Annotated in this window: 15 protein-coding genes; 2 read left to right on the forward strand and 13 right to left on the reverse strand. The window is 67.2% G+C overall.

Annotated features, from left to right (window positions below):
- Positions 1-159 precede the first annotated feature (159 nt).
- The 9 genes from hslU to D0Y85_RS17625 all read right to left on the reverse strand — a co-directional run bounded on the left by hslU (position 160) and on the right by D0Y85_RS17625 (position 7,875).
- Complete coding sequence (hslU, locus tag D0Y85_RS17585) at positions 160-1,536, reverse strand: ATP-dependent protease ATPase subunit HslU (protein ID WP_117311979.1); 1,377 nt, start codon at positions 1,534-1,536, stop codon at positions 160-162.
- 76 nt (positions 1,537-1,612) lie between these two features.
- The gene (hslV, locus tag D0Y85_RS17590; protein ID WP_025877284.1) at positions 1,613-2,164 is read right to left on the reverse strand and encodes an ATP-dependent protease subunit HslV; all 552 of its coding nucleotides are present in this window, start codon (positions 2,162-2,164) and stop codon (positions 1,613-1,615) included.
- A gap of 74 nt (positions 2,165-2,238) precedes the next feature.
- Positions 2,239-2,394 carry a DUF3079 domain-containing protein gene (locus D0Y85_RS17595; protein ID WP_343202878.1) on the reverse strand — a complete coding sequence of 52 codons (156 nt, stop codon included), beginning with the start codon at positions 2,392-2,394 and terminating at the stop codon, positions 2,239-2,241.
- A gap of 76 nt (positions 2,395-2,470) precedes the next feature.
- Complete coding sequence (gene xerC / locus D0Y85_RS17600; protein WP_117311420.1) at positions 2,471-3,364, reverse strand: tyrosine recombinase XerC; 894 nt, start codon at positions 3,362-3,364, stop codon at positions 2,471-2,473.
- Positions 3,365-3,380: 16 nt separating this feature from the next.
- Positions 3,381-4,055, reverse strand: coding sequence for a DUF484 family protein (locus D0Y85_RS17605; RefSeq protein WP_100462415.1), 675 nt, complete (start codon positions 4,053-4,055; stop codon positions 3,381-3,383).
- Positions 4,052-4,903, reverse strand: a complete 852-nt coding sequence (dapF, locus tag D0Y85_RS17610) for a diaminopimelate epimerase (protein WP_117311421.1) — start codon at positions 4,901-4,903, stop codon at positions 4,052-4,054. The genes D0Y85_RS17605 and dapF overlap by 4 nt, the downstream gene beginning before the upstream one ends.
- Positions 4,896-5,135, reverse strand: coding sequence for a lipoprotein (locus D0Y85_RS17615; RefSeq protein ID WP_049465812.1), 240 nt, complete (start codon positions 5,133-5,135; stop codon positions 4,896-4,898). The genes dapF and D0Y85_RS17615 overlap by 8 nt, the downstream gene beginning before the upstream one ends.
- A gap of 128 nt (positions 5,136-5,263) precedes the next feature.
- Complete coding sequence (locus D0Y85_RS17620) at positions 5,264-5,686, reverse strand: YbaN family protein (protein ID WP_117311422.1); 423 nt, start codon at positions 5,684-5,686, stop codon at positions 5,264-5,266.
- A gap of 56 nt (positions 5,687-5,742) precedes the next feature.
- Entirely contained in the window at positions 5,743-7,875 is a 2,133-nt protein-coding gene (locus D0Y85_RS17625) for a S9 family peptidase (protein WP_117311423.1), read from the reverse strand.
- A 203-nt stretch (positions 7,876-8,078) separates the two neighbouring features.
- On the opposite strand from D0Y85_RS17625, the gene D0Y85_RS17630 reads away from it, so the two are divergent.
- Complete coding sequence (locus D0Y85_RS17630) at positions 8,079-9,263, forward strand: pyridoxal phosphate-dependent aminotransferase (RefSeq protein WP_205420713.1); 1,185 nt, start codon at positions 8,079-8,081, stop codon at positions 9,261-9,263.
- A gap of 127 nt (positions 9,264-9,390) precedes the next feature.
- Here the strand turns inward: D0Y85_RS17630 and D0Y85_RS17635 are convergent, their stop codons facing one another.
- Together D0Y85_RS17635 and D0Y85_RS17640 are read right to left on the reverse strand one after the other, a co-directional pair.
- Positions 9,391-11,487 (reverse strand): prolyl oligopeptidase family serine peptidase, encoded by a 2,097-nt coding sequence (locus D0Y85_RS17635; RefSeq protein ID WP_117311425.1) that lies wholly within the window; start codon positions 11,485-11,487, stop codon positions 9,391-9,393.
- A 69-nt stretch (positions 11,488-11,556) separates the two neighbouring features.
- Positions 11,557-11,874 (reverse strand): hypothetical protein, encoded by a 318-nt coding sequence (locus tag D0Y85_RS17640; protein WP_117311426.1) that lies wholly within the window; start codon positions 11,872-11,874, stop codon positions 11,557-11,559.
- A gap of 126 nt (positions 11,875-12,000) precedes the next feature.
- Here D0Y85_RS17640 and D0Y85_RS17645 point away from each other — a divergent pair, with 126 nt between their 5' ends.
- Positions 12,001-12,600, forward strand: coding sequence for a lipocalin family protein (locus D0Y85_RS17645; RefSeq protein WP_025877305.1), 600 nt, complete (start codon positions 12,001-12,003; stop codon positions 12,598-12,600).
- Between the two features lie 156 nt (positions 12,601-12,756).
- On the opposite strand, the gene D0Y85_RS17650 is transcribed toward D0Y85_RS17645, so the two are convergent.
- On the reverse strand, positions 12,757-13,446 hold the full coding sequence (locus D0Y85_RS17650; RefSeq protein WP_117311427.1) for a methionine ABC transporter permease: 690 nt from the start codon (positions 13,444-13,446) through the stop codon (positions 12,757-12,759).
- Positions 13,443-14,450 carry a methionine ABC transporter ATP-binding protein gene (locus tag D0Y85_RS17655; protein WP_025877309.1) on the reverse strand — a complete coding sequence of 336 codons (1,008 nt, stop codon included), beginning with the start codon at positions 14,448-14,450 and terminating at the stop codon, positions 13,443-13,445. The genes D0Y85_RS17650 and D0Y85_RS17655 overlap by 4 nt, the downstream gene beginning before the upstream one ends.
- Between the last annotated feature and the right edge of the window lie 178 nt (positions 14,451-14,628).

Here is a 14,628-nt window from a genome sequence, read left to right on the forward strand (position 1 = left end):
GCCGCCGGGCATGGCCCGGCGCTACCGCAGATCCGGCCACAAAGGCAGCGCCGGGCCATGCCCGGCGAGTACGTAACGGGTCGAAGCCCTCGCCATGGCGAGGGATCCGACCCTGCATAACGAAAAGGCCGCCTTTCGGCGGCCTTTTCGCATTCCCGGTTACAGGATGTAACGGCTCAGGTCCGGGTCCTGCACCAGCTCACCCAGGTGCGCATCGACATAGGCACTGTCGATGGCCAGGGTTTCACCATCGCGGTCCGGTGCTTCGTAGCTGAGCGAATCCAGCAGGCGCTCCAGCACGGTATGCAGGCGGCGCGCACCGATGTTCTCCTGGCGCTCGTTCACCTGGAAGGCGATCTCTGCCAGGCGGTCGATGGCATCGGTGGTGAAGCTGACCTTGACGCCTTCGGTGGCCAGCAGCGCTTCGTACTGCTTGGTCAGCGCGGCCTTCGGCTCGGTCAGAATGCGCACGAAATCAGCCTTGCTCAGCGCACCCAGCTCCACGCGGATCGGGAAGCGGCCCTGCAGCTCCGGGATCAGGTCGCTGGGCTTGGCCAGGTGGAAGGCGCCCGATGCGATGAACAGGATGTGGTCGGTCTTGATCGTGCCGTACTTGGTGGACACGTTGGAACCTTCCACCAGCGGCAGCAGGTCGCGCTGCACGCCTTCGCGCGAGACATCGCCACCGCCTACGTTGTCACCCCGCTTGGCGACCTTGTCGATCTCGTCGATGAACACGATGCCGTGCTGCTCGCAGGCCTCGATCGCGGCAGTGCGGATGTCGTCCTCGTTGACCAGCTTGCCGGCCTCTTCCTCCTGCAGCAGCGGACGCGCGGCCTTGATGGTCAGCGTGCGCTTGTGGGCCTTGGCGCCACCACCGAGGTTGGCGAACATCGACTTCAGCTGCTGGCCCATTTCCTCCATGCCCGGCGGGGTCATGATGTCCATGCTGACGTTGGCGGTCAGGTCGAGCTCGATCTCGCGATCGTCCAGCTCGCCGTTGCGCAGCATCTTGCGGAACTTGATGCGGGTCTCGTTGTCCTGCGCCGACGGCTCGTTGCGTGCCGCTTCCGGATCGAAGCCGATGCCACCACTGCGGCGCGGCAGCAGTGCATCGAGGATGCGGTCTTCGGCGCGCTCTTCGGCCTGCGTGCGCACGCGCGCCTTGGCCTGCTCGCGGTACAGCTTGACGGCGGTATCGGCCAGGTCACGGATGATCTGCTCGACATCCTTGCCGACGTAGCCGACTTCGGTGAAGCGGGTCGCTTCGACCTTCACGAACGGCGCGTTGGCCAGCGTGGCCAGGCGGCGCGCGATCTCGGTCTTGCCGACGCCGGTCGGGCCGATCATCAGGATGTTCTTGGGCATGACCTCGTTGCGCAGTTCGGGCTGCAGCTGCATGCGGCGCCAGCGGTTGCGCAGGGCGATGGCGACCGCGCGCTTGGCGTCGTGCTGGCCGACGATGTGCCGGTCCAGTTCCTGCACGATCTCGCGCGGGGTCATGGTGGCGGAGGAAACTTCGATCTTGTGCGGCATGGATGTGCTCACGAATGCGTTGTCGGTAGCGCCGGGCCATGCCCGGCGGCTCATGTATGCGTGTGACGGTTCCCCGTCACAACTCCTCGACCACCACGTTACGGTTGGTGTAGATGCAGATGTCGCCGGCGATGTTGATCGCTTCGCTGGCGATGGTGCGTGCATCCAGTTCGGTGTGCGCCATCAGCGCGCGTGCAGCGGACAGCGCATACGAACCACCGGAACCGATGGCGATGATGCCGTCCTCCGGCTCGATCACGTCGCCGGTGCCGCTGATGATCAGCGAGGTTTCCTTGTCGGCCACCGCCAGCAGCGCCTCGAGCTTGCCGAGGCGGCGCTCGGTGCGCCAATCCTTGGCCAGCTCCACCGCGGCACGCTGCAGCTGGCCATGCTTTTCCAGCTTGGCTTCGAACAGCTCGAACAGGGTGAAGGCATCGGCGGCCGCACCGGCAAAGCCGGCCAGCACCTGGCCATCGCGGCCAAGGCGGCGGACCTTGCGCGCGTTGCCCTTCATCACCGTGTGGCCGAGGGTGACCTGGCCGTCGCCGGCAATGGCCACGTGCTCGCCGCGACGAACGCAGACGATGGTGGTGGCGTGGAAAACGGTGGGATTCTGACTGGGGTCCATGCGGCCTCCGATAGCTGTTCACGGGACATGGGGACAGCCGCCGAAGCGATCAAGCCCGTGCCGATAGCTGCCGTTCAGCGCTTGGCATGCGATGGCCGGTCCGGATTGGGTTCAATGCCCCACGCCACGTACCAGTCCTCACCCTGCATCTCGATCGGGTGGTGGGTGCGGCCCGAGCCGTTGCCACAGGCCAGTGTGTCGGCAGCGCAGTAACGGTAGCGCCGGGCCATGCCCGGCGAGCGCGCCGCGCGGGCGGTGTCGCGTACACGACACATGGATCGCACAGCCGCCGGGCATGGCCCGGCGCTACCCCACCGTGTCGGGCGGGTCTTTGCGACGTTTCGCGCGCGGATGCGCGGCATCGTAGACCTTGGCCAGATGCTGGAAATCCAGGTGGGTGTAGATCTGCGTGGTGGCGATGTCGGCATGGCCGAGCAGTTCCTGCACACCGCGCAGGTCACCGGAGGATTCCAGGATGTGGCTGGCGAAACTGTGCCGCAGCATGTGCGGGTGCACGTGCTTGAACAGGCCCTGGCGCTGTGCCAGCTGGCGGATGCGGATCTGCACCGCGCGCTGGCTGATAGGCCCGTTGCGACCGGGGAAAACCGGTGTGGCAGCGCCACCGCCGCTTTCGCTGCGCCAGGTCAGCAGCGCTTCGCGTGCCGGCTTTCCGAAGGGGACGCGACGTTGCCGGTTGCCCTTGCCCATCACGTTGACCAGGCCGCTGGCGAAATCCAGATCGCGCCAGGTCAGCGCACAGACTTCGCTCAAGCGCAGGCCGGAGGAATAGAACAGTTCCAGCAGCGCGCGGTCACGACGGCCCAGCTCGCCTTCCGGTTCCAGTTCAACCAATTGCACGGCTTCATCGGCGTCGAGCACCTGCGGCAGCCGTCGTGGCGCACGCGGCGCCTTCAGCGTCGCTGCCGGGCTGGCCTCGATACGGCCATGCTTGAGCAGCCAGGCATAGAAGCTGCGGCAGGCCGACAGCCGGCGCTGCAGGCTCTTGGCCGACAGGCCACGGCGGTGTTCATCGGCAACGAACCGGCGCACCGCGTCGGCATCCAGTGCCTCCACGGCCACCCCGCGGGGCTCGGCCCACACCGACAACGCCTCCAGATCGCGGCGGTAGGCGTCGAGCGTATGCGCCGACATCCGCCGCTCCACCTGCAGGTGCTGCAGGAACGCCTGCACCGCGCTCATCGCCGTCGTTTCCCGCTCAATCCGCGAAGCGCTTGAGCCCGGTCACCAGGGCCTCGCCCATCATCCGCAGGAACAGCGTGCCCATGCCGGGATAGAAGCGGTTCGGATCATGGCTGCCCACCGCGATCAGGCCAACACCCGGCAGCGGCAGCAGCGCGGTGGTCTGCACCTCCTCGCTGCGCGCGCCGTACAGCACCGCGTTCTTGTCGCTTTGCAGGCGGCCGCAGATCGGCTCACCATCCTTCAGGCAGTCGCGGAACGGGCCCAGCTGCGCATCATCGGCAGCCAGCACCTGCAGCCACTCGGCCTGCTCCAGCCCGGCCACCGGCGCATGCACGACCAGCCGCACCAGATCGCCGGCGAAATCTTCCTGCAGTGACGCCGCCATCGCGCGCAGTGTGTCGGCGGCGTTGTCCTGCTTCATCAGGGCCAGGGTGAGCTGATGTGTGCGTACCGCCAGCCGCTCGTTGACCTGCGCGGTCGCGCCCAGGTCGGCCAACCGTCGCGCCAGCTCGCGGTTCTTCTCGCGCAGCACTTCCAGCTGGTAGCTGGCCAGCGATGCGGTCGGGCCGTCATCGCGTGGCACCACCAGGGTCAGCGCCAGGTCCGGGAACTGCTTGAGGAAGCCCGGATGGCGCCGCAACCAGGCCGCGACTTCATGGGCACCGAGCTTGTCGACGGTCTCAGTCATGCGATCCACTCCCCTTCGAAGACGAATGCGGTCGGGCCCGCCATCACCACCGGCTGGCCATCGCCGGGCCACTGGATGCGCAGGTCGCCACCAGGCAGGCTGATGCGCGCATCGCGCTGCAGGCGGCCGCGATGCATCAGGGTCACTGCCGCCGCGCAGGCGCCACTGCCGCAGGCCAGGGTTTCACCCACGCCGCGCTCGAACACGCGCAGGCGCGCATGTTCCGGTCCCATCACCTGGGCGAAGCCCACGTTCACCGACTTCGGGAACGAGGCATGCTGCTGCAGCAGTCCGCCCACGCGCTCGACCGGTGCGGCATCGACCAGGCCCACTTCGATCACCGCGTGCGGATTGCCCATCGACACCGCCGCGAAGCGCACGGTCTCACCCTGCAGTGGCAGCAGGTACTCCTCGCGCGGGTGGGCGAAGCCGATCAGCGGCACCTGCGCCGGATCGAACACCGGCACGCCCATCGCCACCGCATACTGGCCATTGCCCAGGACGTCCACGGCGTGGCTGGCCAGCGGGCTGTCGATGACGAAGCGATCGCCCTGCGCACTGCCCTCGCGCACCAGCCAGGCCGCGATGCAGCGCGCGCCGTTGCCGCACTGCTCGGAGTTGGAGCCGTCGGCGTTCCAGATGCGGTACGAGGCGACCGAGCCTTCGGCACGCGGCGGCTCGATGGTCAGGATCTGGTCGCAGCCGACGCCGGTATGGCGGTCGGCCAGTCGCGCGGCCAGTTCCGGGGTGGGCGGCGGGGTGCCGTCGCGCAGGTCGATCACTACGAAATCGTTGCCCGCGCCGTGCATCTTGCTGAAGCGCAGGCCGTTGGAAACCGCCTTACTCATTCCCGTCGTCCACCTTCTTGACCGGGTCCGGGGTCACCGACGGACTGCCGTCGCGGGGGTCCTGGGTGGCAGCGGGCGTGGTGTCGGTATCGGTGGCCGGTTCGACGGTTTCTTCCACCGGCACCGGCTTCTGCGGCAGCACCAGCGGGCCCTTGTTGCCGCATGCGGCGAGGAACAGCAGCGAGGCCGCTGCCAGCGGAATCAGGATGACATTGCGATGGGGGATGTTCATGCCCCGAGTATAGCCATTGGCGGCTGAGCGGTTGGTGCAGGGTGCCGCGCCACGCATCCGCCGGGCATGGCCCGGCGCCGCCGCAACCCGGCACCGTGGTAACGCCGGGCCATGCCCGGCGGGAGAGATCAATCGGCCGGCGGCAGCGGCCGGGTCCACAGCCAGATCGCCACCACGGTCATGCTGCCGAAGGAGAACCACTTCACCCAGGCCACCGGTACGCACCACAGCATGATGCCGGCGCACACCGCCATGGTGATCGTGGCCATCCATTTGCCGTAGCGGCTGACCGCACCGTGGGCCTGCCAGTTGGTGATGGCCGGGCCGAAGCGCGGGTGCTGCAGCAGCCAGCCGTGCAGGCGCTCGGAGCCGCGCGAGGCGGCCCAGGCCGAGATCAGGATGAATACGGTGGTAGGCAGCCCCGGCACGAAGATGCCGACGATGCCGGTGCCCAGGCTGGCGTAGGCCAGCAGCCACCACGCCCAACGGAACCGCACCGGCCGGGCGGGCGTTGGCAGATCCTTGGTGGCGGGCGGTTCGGGCGTGCGCATCGCGCAAGGATACCGAGCGCAGGTGGCGGCGGCGATATCACCGCCGCCACGATGCGTCATTCCGTCGCAGCACCGGCCGCGGGCGTTTCGATGCCCAACTGCTGCAGCACGAACGCATACGACTCGGACAGTTCGCGGTAACGCTGGAAGCGCCCGGACTTGCCGCCGTGGCCGGCTTCCATGTTGGTGCGGAACAGGATCGGGAAGGGGCTGGTGTTGTCATCACGCAGCTTGGCCACCCACTTGGCCGGTTCCCAGTACTGCACCTGTGAATCCCACAGGCCGGTCCCCACGAACAGCGACGGATAGGCCTGCTTTTTCACGTTGTCGTAGGGCGAGTAGGACAGCATGTACTCGTAGTACGGCTTCTGCTCGGGGTTGCCCCACTCGTCATACTCGTTGGTGGTCAGCGGGATGGTCGGGTCGAGCATGGTGGTGACCACGTCCACGAACGGCACCTGGGCCACCAGCACGCGGTAGTCCTGCGGCGCCTGGTTGGCAATGGCGCCCATCAGCAGGCCACCGGCGCTGCCACCGGACGCGGCGACACGATCCTTCGCCGCCCAGCCCTGTGCCACCAGGCCACGGGTGACGTCGATGAAGTCGTTGAAGGTGTTCTGCTTGTGCAGCAGCTTGCCGTTCTCGTACCAGTCGCGGCCCATTTCCTGGCCACCGCGGATGTGGGCGATGGCGTACACCACGCCACGGTCGAGCAGGCTCACCGCCGTCTGGTTGAAGTAGGGGTCCATCGACATGCCGTAGCTGCCGTAGGCGTACTGGAACAGCGCGCCGGTGCCATCCTTCCTGTAGCCCTTGCGATAGACCAGCGACACCGGCACCTTCACCCCGTCGCGCGCGGTGATCCACACCCGGTCGGTCTCGTACTTCGAGGCGTCATAGCCGATCACCGGCTGCTGCTTCAGCTGGCGGCGCTCGCCGGTGGCGGTGTTCAGTTCGTACACCGTGGTCGGCGTGGTCATCGAGGTGTACACGTAGCGCAGCCACGTGGTGTCAGCCTCGGTGTTGTCGCCCAGGCCCATCGAATAGGCCGGCTCGTCGGCCTTCACGTAATCGGTGCGGCCGTCCTTGAACAGCAGGCGCACGCGCTCCAAGCCCTCGGAACGTTCGGCGATGGCGGTGTAGGTATCGAACAGTTCGAAGCCTTCGATGAACACCGCATCGTCATGGGCGATCCAGTCCTTCCACTGCGCACGCGAGGTGGCATCGGTCGGTGCGGTCACCAGCTTGAAGTTCTTCGCGCCATCGTTGGTGCGGATCACCCAGCGGCCGTCATGGTGGTCGGCGTCGTACTCCACGTCGCGCTGGCGCGGGGCAAGCACGGTGAACGTGGTCGGGTCGCTGGCCGGCGCGTAGCGCTCTTCGGAGGACACGGTGCTGTGCACACCGATGGTGATGAAGCGATCGTCGCGGGTGCGGCCGATGCCCATGTAGAAGCTGTCGTCCTTCTCTTCGTAGACGACGGTGTCGGTGCTGACCGGGGTGCCCAGCACGTGCTTCTTCACCCGCACGGTCAGCAGGGTTTCCGGATCGTTCTCGACATACAGCACGGTGCGGTTGTCATCGGCCCAGACCAGATCGCCCGAGGTGCCGGTGATCGTATCCGGCAGCACCGCGCCGGTGCGCAGGTCCTTGAAGCGGATGACGTACTGGCGGCGGCCCACGTCATCATCCGCCCAGGCCAGCAGCTGGTTGTCCTGGCTGACCTCCATCGAGCCGACGTTGAAATAGCCCTTGCCGGCAGCCATCGTGTTGACGTTGAGCAGGACCTCTTCCGGCGCGTCCATGCTGGCCTTGCGGCGCGCATGGATGGGATAGTCCTGGCCGGTCTCGTAGCGGCTGTAGTACCAGTAGCCGCGCTCGCGTGCCGGCACGCTGGCATCGTCCTGCTTGATGCGGCCGACGATCTCGCCGTACAGCGCATCCTCCAGCGGCTTCAGCGGTGCCAGCAGCTGGTCGGCATAGGCGTTCTCGGCCTGCAGGTAGGCCAGCATGGCCTTGTCCTCGCGCTTGTCGTCGCGCAGCCAGTAGTAGTCATCGTTGCGGGTGGCGCCGAACGGCGCCTTGACCACGTGCGGACGCTTCTCAACATCCGGCGGAACGGGCGGGGTGGCGGCGGTAGCGGTGCTGGTCATCAGGCTCGCAAGCAACAGGCAGAGAGTGGATTTCATGAAATAAGGCTCCTTGATCGGCAATGCAATGGCGTCCTTGCGCCTGAGTCTGGGTGGCAGGGGGGCTGCGGGCAACCCTGCGGATCGTCATGGACGCGCGGAGGTAGTGCCGGCCGCTGGCCGGCAACCGCAGCAGACTGTTCATCCCGAGGTTGCCGGCCAGCGGCCGGCACTACCGGGACACCCGGCGTACCATGTGGGGCATGAGTACCCTGCCCCACACGCCGGGCTACAGCCGGCGCAGCCACGAAATCGCTCCCTTCCATGTGATGTCCCTGCTGGCCCGCGCACAGGCGCTGGAACAGGCCGGTCACGATGTGATTCATCTGGAGATCGGCGAACCGGACTTCACCACCGCCGAGCCGGTCGTGCGTGCCGGCCAGGCGGCGCTGGCCGCCGGCCACACCCGCTACACCGCCGCGCGCGGCCTGCCCGCCCTGCGCCAGGCGATCAGCGGTTTCTATCGCAGTCATTACGGCCTGGATATCGACCCCGAACGCATCCTGGTCACGCCCGGCGGCTCCGGCGCGCTGCTGCTGGCCAGCAGCCTGCTGGTCGACCCCGGCCGCCACTGGCTGCTGGCCGATCCCGGTTATCCGTGCAACCGCCACTTCCTGCGGCTGGTGGAAGGCGGCGCGCAGCTCGTTCCGGTCGGCCCGGAAACGGCCTACCAGTTGACCCCTTCGCTGGTGCAGCAGCACTGGAACGCCGACAGCGTCGGCGCGCTGGTGGCGTCGCCGGCCAATCCCACCGGCACCGTGCTGTCAGCCGATGAACTGGCGGCCCTCTCGGCTTCGCTGCATGCGCGCGGCGGCCACCTGGTGGTCGACGAGATCTATCACGGCCTGACCTACGGCCTGGATGCAGCGAGCGTGCTGCAGGTCGATGACAGCGCGTTCGTGCTGAACAGTTTCTCCAAGTACTTCGGCATGACCGGCTGGCGACTGGGCTGGCTGGTGGCGCCACCGGCGGCGGTACCCGACCTGGAGAAGCTGGCGCAGAACCTGTACATCAGCGCTTCGAGCATCGCCCAGCACGCGGCCCTTGCCTGTTTCAGCGACGAGGCGATGGCGATCTTCGAGCAGCGCCGCCAGGCCTTCCAGCAGCGCCGCGACTTCCTGCTGCCGGCCCTGCGCGAGCTTGGCTTCCGCATCGAAGTGGAACCGAAGGGTGCGTTCTACCTGTACGCCGACGTCAGCGCGTTCACCGATGACGCGCAGGCATTCTGTGCGCACTTCCTGGAGACCGAGCATGTGGCGTTCACCCCGGGCCTGGATTTCGGCTTCCATCGATCGAACCAGCACGTGCGCCTGGCCTATACCCAGGAAGTGCCGCGGCTGCAGGAAGCGGTGGAGCGTATCGCGCGCGGGTTGAAACATTTCCGGTAGCGCCGGGCCGTGCCCGGCGGTTTTTTGCCGCGCGACGCGGCAAAGGAGCCGCCGGGCATGGCCCGGCGCTACCGTTCAACGAGTACCCAACGAAAAACGCCGCCCAAGGGCGGCGTTTTTCATTTCATCATTTACCGCCCAACCGCTCCCACAGGAAGCTGTAGGCCAGTGCGGACATGTGCGCGGCCTGCGCGTTGTTGGCTGCACCGCCATGACCGCCTTCGATGTTCTCGTAGTAGGTCACGTCCTTGCCGGCATCGATCATCTTCGCGGCCATCTTGCGGGCGTGGCCCGGATGCACGCGGTCATCGCGGGTGGAGGTGGTGAACAGCACCGGCGGGTAGCTCTTCTTCGCGTCGAACAGGTGGTACGGCGAGAAGGTCCTGATGAACTCCCAGTCGCTGGTGTCCGGGTTGCCGTACTCGGCCATCCACGACGCGCCGGCCAGCAGGTGGCTGTAACGCTTCATGTCCAGCAGCGGAACCTGCACCACCACCGCACCGAACAACTCAGGGTACTGGGTCAGCATGTTGCCGGTGAGCAGGCCACCGTTGCTGCCGCCCTGCACGCCCAGGTGCTTGGCAGAAGTGATCCTGCGGGTGACCAGGTCCTGGGCAACCGCGGCCATGTCTTCATAGGCCTTGTGACGGTTCTGCTTCAGCGCCGCCTGGTGCCAGCGCGGGCCGTACTCGCCACCACCACGGATGTTGGCGACCACGTACACGCCGCCCTTTTCCAGCCAGGCGCGGCCCATGCCGCCCGAGTACGACGGGGTCAGCGAAATCTCGAAACCACCGTAGCCGTACAGCAGGGTCGGGTTGGAGCCGTCGAGCTTCATCGCCTTGTCGTGCACCACGAAGTACGGCACGCGGGTACCGTCCTTGCTGGTGGCGAAATGCTGCTCGATCACCTTGCCGTCGGCATCGAAGAACGCCGGCATGGTCTTGAGCACTTCCGGCGCCTTGCCGATGTCGGCGATGGCCAGGGTGGTCGGGGTCAGGTAGTCGGTGGCGGTCAGCCACACCGCATCGCTGTCATTGCTGTCGACCGCACTGACGCCCAGGGTGCCGAAGGCCGGCGCGCCGACGAAATCGCTCTTCTGCCAGCCCTTGGCGGTCGGAGTCAGCACCGACAGGCGGTTCTTGACGTCGTCCAGCACGTTCAGCACCAAGTGGTTCTTGGTCCACGAGGCACTGGCCAGCGAGGTGGTCGCGGTCGGGGTGAACAGCACCTCGAAGTCACGCTTGCCGGCCAGGAAATCATCCAGCTTGGTCACCAGCAGTGCGCCGGAGGCGTAGGTCTTGCCACCCACGGTCCACGGGTCGCGCAGTTCCAGGGTCAGCCACTGCTTGTGCAGGCCCTTCTCGGCCGAGTTCGGCGCATCGATCCTGGTCAGCTTGCCATCGTCGCCGCGCAGGTAGATCTCGTTGTTGTAGAAGGCCAGCGTACGGCTGACCAGGTTGCGCTCGAAGCCCGGGGTGTCATCGTGCATCGCCGCGATGTACATGTCTTCCGGCTTGCCTTCGTAGACCAGGCTGGCGGCGGACATCGGCGTGCCACGCTTCCACAGCTTGGCCACGCGCGGGTAACCGGAGGTGGTCATCGAGCCGCTGCCGAAATCGGTGTAGACGAACACGGTGTCGCGGTCGATCCAGCTCAGGCCGCCCTTCGATTCGGGACGGAAGAAGCCGTCCTTGATCCAGCTCTTGCTGGTCAGGTCGAACTCGCGGGTGACATCGGCGTCCGCACCACCGCGCGACAGCGCGATCAGGCAGCGGCTGTAGTCCGGACGCAGGCAGTCGGCGCCGTGCCAGACCCAGTTCTCGTTCTCGGCCTTGTTCAGCGCATCCAGGTCGAGCACGGTTTCCCAGGTCGGCGAGGCCTTGCGGTACTCGGCCAGGGTGGTGCGACGCCACAGGCCGCGCTCGTGCTGCTTGTCCTTCCAGAAGTTGTAGTAGTAATCGCCGATCTTCTGCACGCCGGGAATCTTGGCGTCCGAGTCGAGCACCTCGCGGATGCTGCTCTCCATCTGCTTGAAGGCCGGGGTCTGCGCCAGGCGCGCCTCGGACTTGGCGTTCTGTTCCTTGACCCAGGACAACGGCTTGTCGCCGGTGACGTCCTCCAGCCAGGCGTAACGGTCGGTGTCTTCAGCGGCCACGGCGGTACCCACCGAGGCAGCGGTCATCATGCCGGCCAGCAGGCAGGCGGAAGCGAATCGTGACATTGCAGCTCCAGGCAGTCATTAGCCGTGGAACGCTAGCATGGATCACCGGGGCCGCCCCCGTGTCGAAGGTCAGGCCGTGGCGGTGTGCGCCTTGCGCGTACGTGTGGGGGAGCGCCGCCGGGCCTGCCCATGGTCGCGTCGCAGCGAGCGGAACGCGGCCAGCGTTGGCAACGGGCAGCGCAGCAGTGCCCACCAGGCCGCCAACGGCATGCCGACCAGCCACAGCGGCAACCAGCCCAGCCAGGCACTGCTGCCGCGCGCGGCCGGCCACGCCAGCACCACGGCCAGGCCAGCGAGGGCGAGCTGCGGCACCACCCGCAACAGGCGCGGATCGGCGCGTTCGCTGACGCGTTCAGTTGGCAGGCGGTGGCGGGGACGTGTGCGCATGCGGATTCTCCGGTGGTCGATGGCGGTCAGCTTGGCTGCGGGGCTTCTCACCGGCTGCGACACCATTGACGGATGGCGTGCACACAGTGACCATGCGCGGGCAAGCCCACTGGAGCCCGCTCCCGCATGACCTCGATCCGCCCGCTCTGCGCTGTGTTGCTGGCCCTGTCCCTGGGCGGTCCGGCAGTGGCTGCCAATTCCCCACCCTCGTCCCGCAACAGCGCCGCGGAAGCCTCTGCAGATGGGGTGATCGACCTGCAGCGCTTCATGGGGACCTGGTACGTGATCGGCCGCGTGCCGAACTTCATCGAGCGCGGCCACGTCGCCAGCGTCAACCAGTACGAGCTGCGCGAGGACCACAAAGTCGCCATCACCTATCGCTACCGCGATGGTTTCGGTGAACCGCTGCAGGAAATCCGTGCGCGCGCCAGCGTCGATCCCGACAGTGGCAACCACGGCTGGCGCACCTGGTTCTACCGGGTCGTGCCGACCCACTCGCGGGTACTGGAAGTAGCGCCGGACTATTCCTGGGCGCTGATCGGCTACCCGGGCCGCGAGATGGCCTGGATCTTCGCGCGCACGCCTGACATGGACAAGGCCCTGTACAAGGACCTGGCCGAACGCCTGCGTGACGAGTACGGGGTCAACACCGACAAGCTCAAGCGCGTGCCGCAGCACGCCGAGCAGGTGGGCAAGCTGGGCTACGAAGTACCGAACGTGCGTTGACTGCACACGGCGGTAGTGCCGGCCGCTGGCCGGCAACTGCACGGTGCTTCCCGCGTTCATGAGGTTGCCGGCCAGCGGCCGGCACTACCAGACATGAAGCTGCCGGCCAGCGACCGGCACCACCCTGAACGATGCCGGGCACCGCCCGGCATTCTGCTATCTGCGGCTGTAATGCGCGACCAGGCGGTCGCCGAGCATCTGCAGCAGCTGCACCAGCACCAGCAACAGGACCACCGTGACCAGCGCCACGTCGGTGTGCGAGCGCTGGTAGCCGTCGCGGAAGGCCAGGTCGCCCAGGCCACCGGAACCGATCGCACCGCCCATCGCGGTGAAGCCGATCAGGGCCACGGTGGTCACCGTGGCACCGGCAATCAGGCCCGGCCGTGCTTCGGGCAGCAGCACGCGGGTGACCAGCTGCCAGGTGGTGGAACCCATTGCCTGCGTTGCTTCGATCACCCCACGGTCCACTTCACGCAGCGCGGTTTCCACCAGCCGCGCATAGAACGGCGCAGCGCCGATGACCAGCGGCACGATCGCGCCACGCACGCCCAGCGAGGTGCCCATCATGAACAGGGTGACGGGGATCAGCACGATCATCAGGATGATGAAGGGCACCGAGCGCAGCAGGTTCACCACCAGCGCCAGCACGCCGTAGGCAACCGGCCGGCGTTTCAGCTGTGGCGCACCGAACAGGTACAGCAGCACGCCCAGCGGCAGGCCGATGGCCAGGGTCAGCGGCAGCGAACCGGCCAGCATCAGCAGGGTGTCGATGGTGGCCTGGCCGATGTCGGCCCACTTGCCTGCATCCAGGTGACGGAAGAAGCCGCCGGCGGTGGCGATGATCATCGACGCAGTTCCTCAACATGCACGCCGGCGGCCACGAATGCGGCCTGCGCGGCGGACTGGTCACCGCCCACCAGGGCGACGATCAGCTGGCCATACGGGGTGTCCTTGATCCGGTCGATACGGCCGGACAGGATGTTGTAGTCGACCCCGGTCTGCCGCGCGACGCTGCCGAGCAGGGGTTCGTAGGTGTCGGCGCCAAGGAAGGTCAGGCGCACGACACGGCCACCGACCGCGTCGAAATCGCGGTGCAGGGTGCCCTCGTCCACCTGCTCCGATTCGCTGACGAAACGGCGGGTGGTCGGGTGCTGCGGGTGCAGGAACACCTTCGTTACCGGGCCGGTCTCGACCAGCTGGCCGGCATCAAGCACGGCCACGCGGTCGCAGACGCGACGGATCACGTCCATCTCGTGGGTGATCAGCACGATGGTCAGGCCCAGTTCGCGGTTGATCTTCGACAGCAGTGCCAGCACCGACGCCGTGGTCTGCGGATCGAGCGCGCTGGTGGCCTCGTCGCACAGCAGGATCTGCGGGCGGGTGGCCAGCGCACGGGCGATGCCCACGCGCTGCTTCTGGCCGCCCGACAGCTGCGCCGGGTACTTGTCGGCATGCGCCTGCAGGCCCACGGTCTGCAGCAGTTCGGCCACGCGGGCATCGATCTCGGCCTTCGGCGTACCGGCCAGCTCCAGCGGGAAGGCGACGTTGCCGGCCACCGTGCGCGAGGACAGCAGGTTGAAGTGCTGGAAGATCATGCCGATGCGCCGACGCAGCGCGCGCAGGCCTTCCGGATCAAGCGCGGTGACGTCTTCGCCGGCGATCAGCAGGCGGCCACCACTGGGCTCCTCCAGGCGGTTGATCATGCGGATCAGCGTCGATTTGCCCGCACCGGAATGACCGATGATGCCGAATACCTCGCCGGCCTCGATGGTCAGGTCCAGCGGCTGCAGCGCGCTGACTGCGCGGCCGGCAACGGCATAGGATTTGTGCAGGCGCTGGAACTCGATCACGGGATCAGCTCACCGGAAGGGCGATGGAAGGGGGCGTGCAGCCTACCAGCGCCGGCGCTCGCGCGCCCGCGCCATGGGCCAGAATGTTATTCCTTTTGGTTCTAAGCCGCCCGCATCGGTACATCGGCGGCGGTCAGAGCCCCCCGCGGGGATCGGGGTCGGATCCCCGCAGGGGCTC

It is taken from the genome of Stenotrophomonas sp. G4, assembly GCF_003428825.1.
Classification (GTDB): domain Bacteria; phylum Pseudomonadota; class Gammaproteobacteria; order Xanthomonadales; family Xanthomonadaceae; genus Stenotrophomonas; species Stenotrophomonas indicatrix.

What these genes read in the sequence shown, in the direction of transcription:
- D0Y85_RS17645 (WP_025877305.1), top strand. Translation starts at nt 12,001, where the DNA reads ATGACCTCGATCCGCCCGCTCTGCGCTGTGTTGCTGGCCCTGTCCCTG.
- dapF (WP_117311421.1), bottom strand. Translation starts at nt 4,903, where the DNA reads ATGAGTAAGGCGGTTTCCAACGGCCTGCGCTTCAGCAAGATGCACGGC.
- hslU (WP_117311979.1), bottom strand. Translation starts at nt 1,536, where the DNA reads ATGCCGCACAAGATCGAAGTTTCCTCCGCCACCATGACCCCGCGCGAG.
- D0Y85_RS17620 (WP_117311422.1), bottom strand. Translation starts at nt 5,686, where the DNA reads ATGCGCACGCCCGAACCGCCCGCCACCAAGGATCTGCCAACGCCCGCC.
- D0Y85_RS17640 (WP_117311426.1), bottom strand. Translation starts at nt 11,874, where the DNA reads ATGCGCACACGTCCCCGCCACCGCCTGCCAACTGAACGCGTCAGCGAA.
- xerC (WP_117311420.1), bottom strand. Translation starts at nt 3,364, where the DNA reads ATGAGCGCGGTGCAGGCGTTCCTGCAGCACCTGCAGGTGGAGCGGCGG.
- D0Y85_RS17630 (WP_205420713.1), top strand. Translation starts at nt 8,079, where the DNA reads ATGAGTACCCTGCCCCACACGCCGGGCTACAGCCGGCGCAGCCACGAA.
- D0Y85_RS17650 (WP_117311427.1), bottom strand. Translation starts at nt 13,446, where the DNA reads ATGATCATCGCCACCGCCGGCGGCTTCTTCCGTCACCTGGATGCAGGC.
- D0Y85_RS17605 (WP_100462415.1), bottom strand. Translation starts at nt 4,055, where the DNA reads ATGACTGAGACCGTCGACAAGCTCGGTGCCCATGAAGTCGCGGCCTGG.
- hslV (WP_025877284.1), bottom strand. Translation starts at nt 2,164, where the DNA reads ATGGACCCCAGTCAGAATCCCACCGTTTTCCACGCCACCACCATCGTC.
- D0Y85_RS17625 (WP_117311423.1), bottom strand. Translation starts at nt 7,875, where the DNA reads ATGAAATCCACTCTCTGCCTGTTGCTTGCGAGCCTGATGACCAGCACC.
- D0Y85_RS17635 (WP_117311425.1), bottom strand. Translation starts at nt 11,487, where the DNA reads ATGTCACGATTCGCTTCCGCCTGCCTGCTGGCCGGCATGATGACCGCT.
- D0Y85_RS17615 (WP_049465812.1), bottom strand. Translation starts at nt 5,135, where the DNA reads ATGAACATCCCCCATCGCAATGTCATCCTGATTCCGCTGGCAGCGGCC.
- D0Y85_RS17595 (WP_343202878.1), bottom strand. Translation starts at nt 2,394, where the DNA reads ATGGCCCGGCGCTACCGTTACTGCGCTGCCGACACACTGGCCTGTGGC.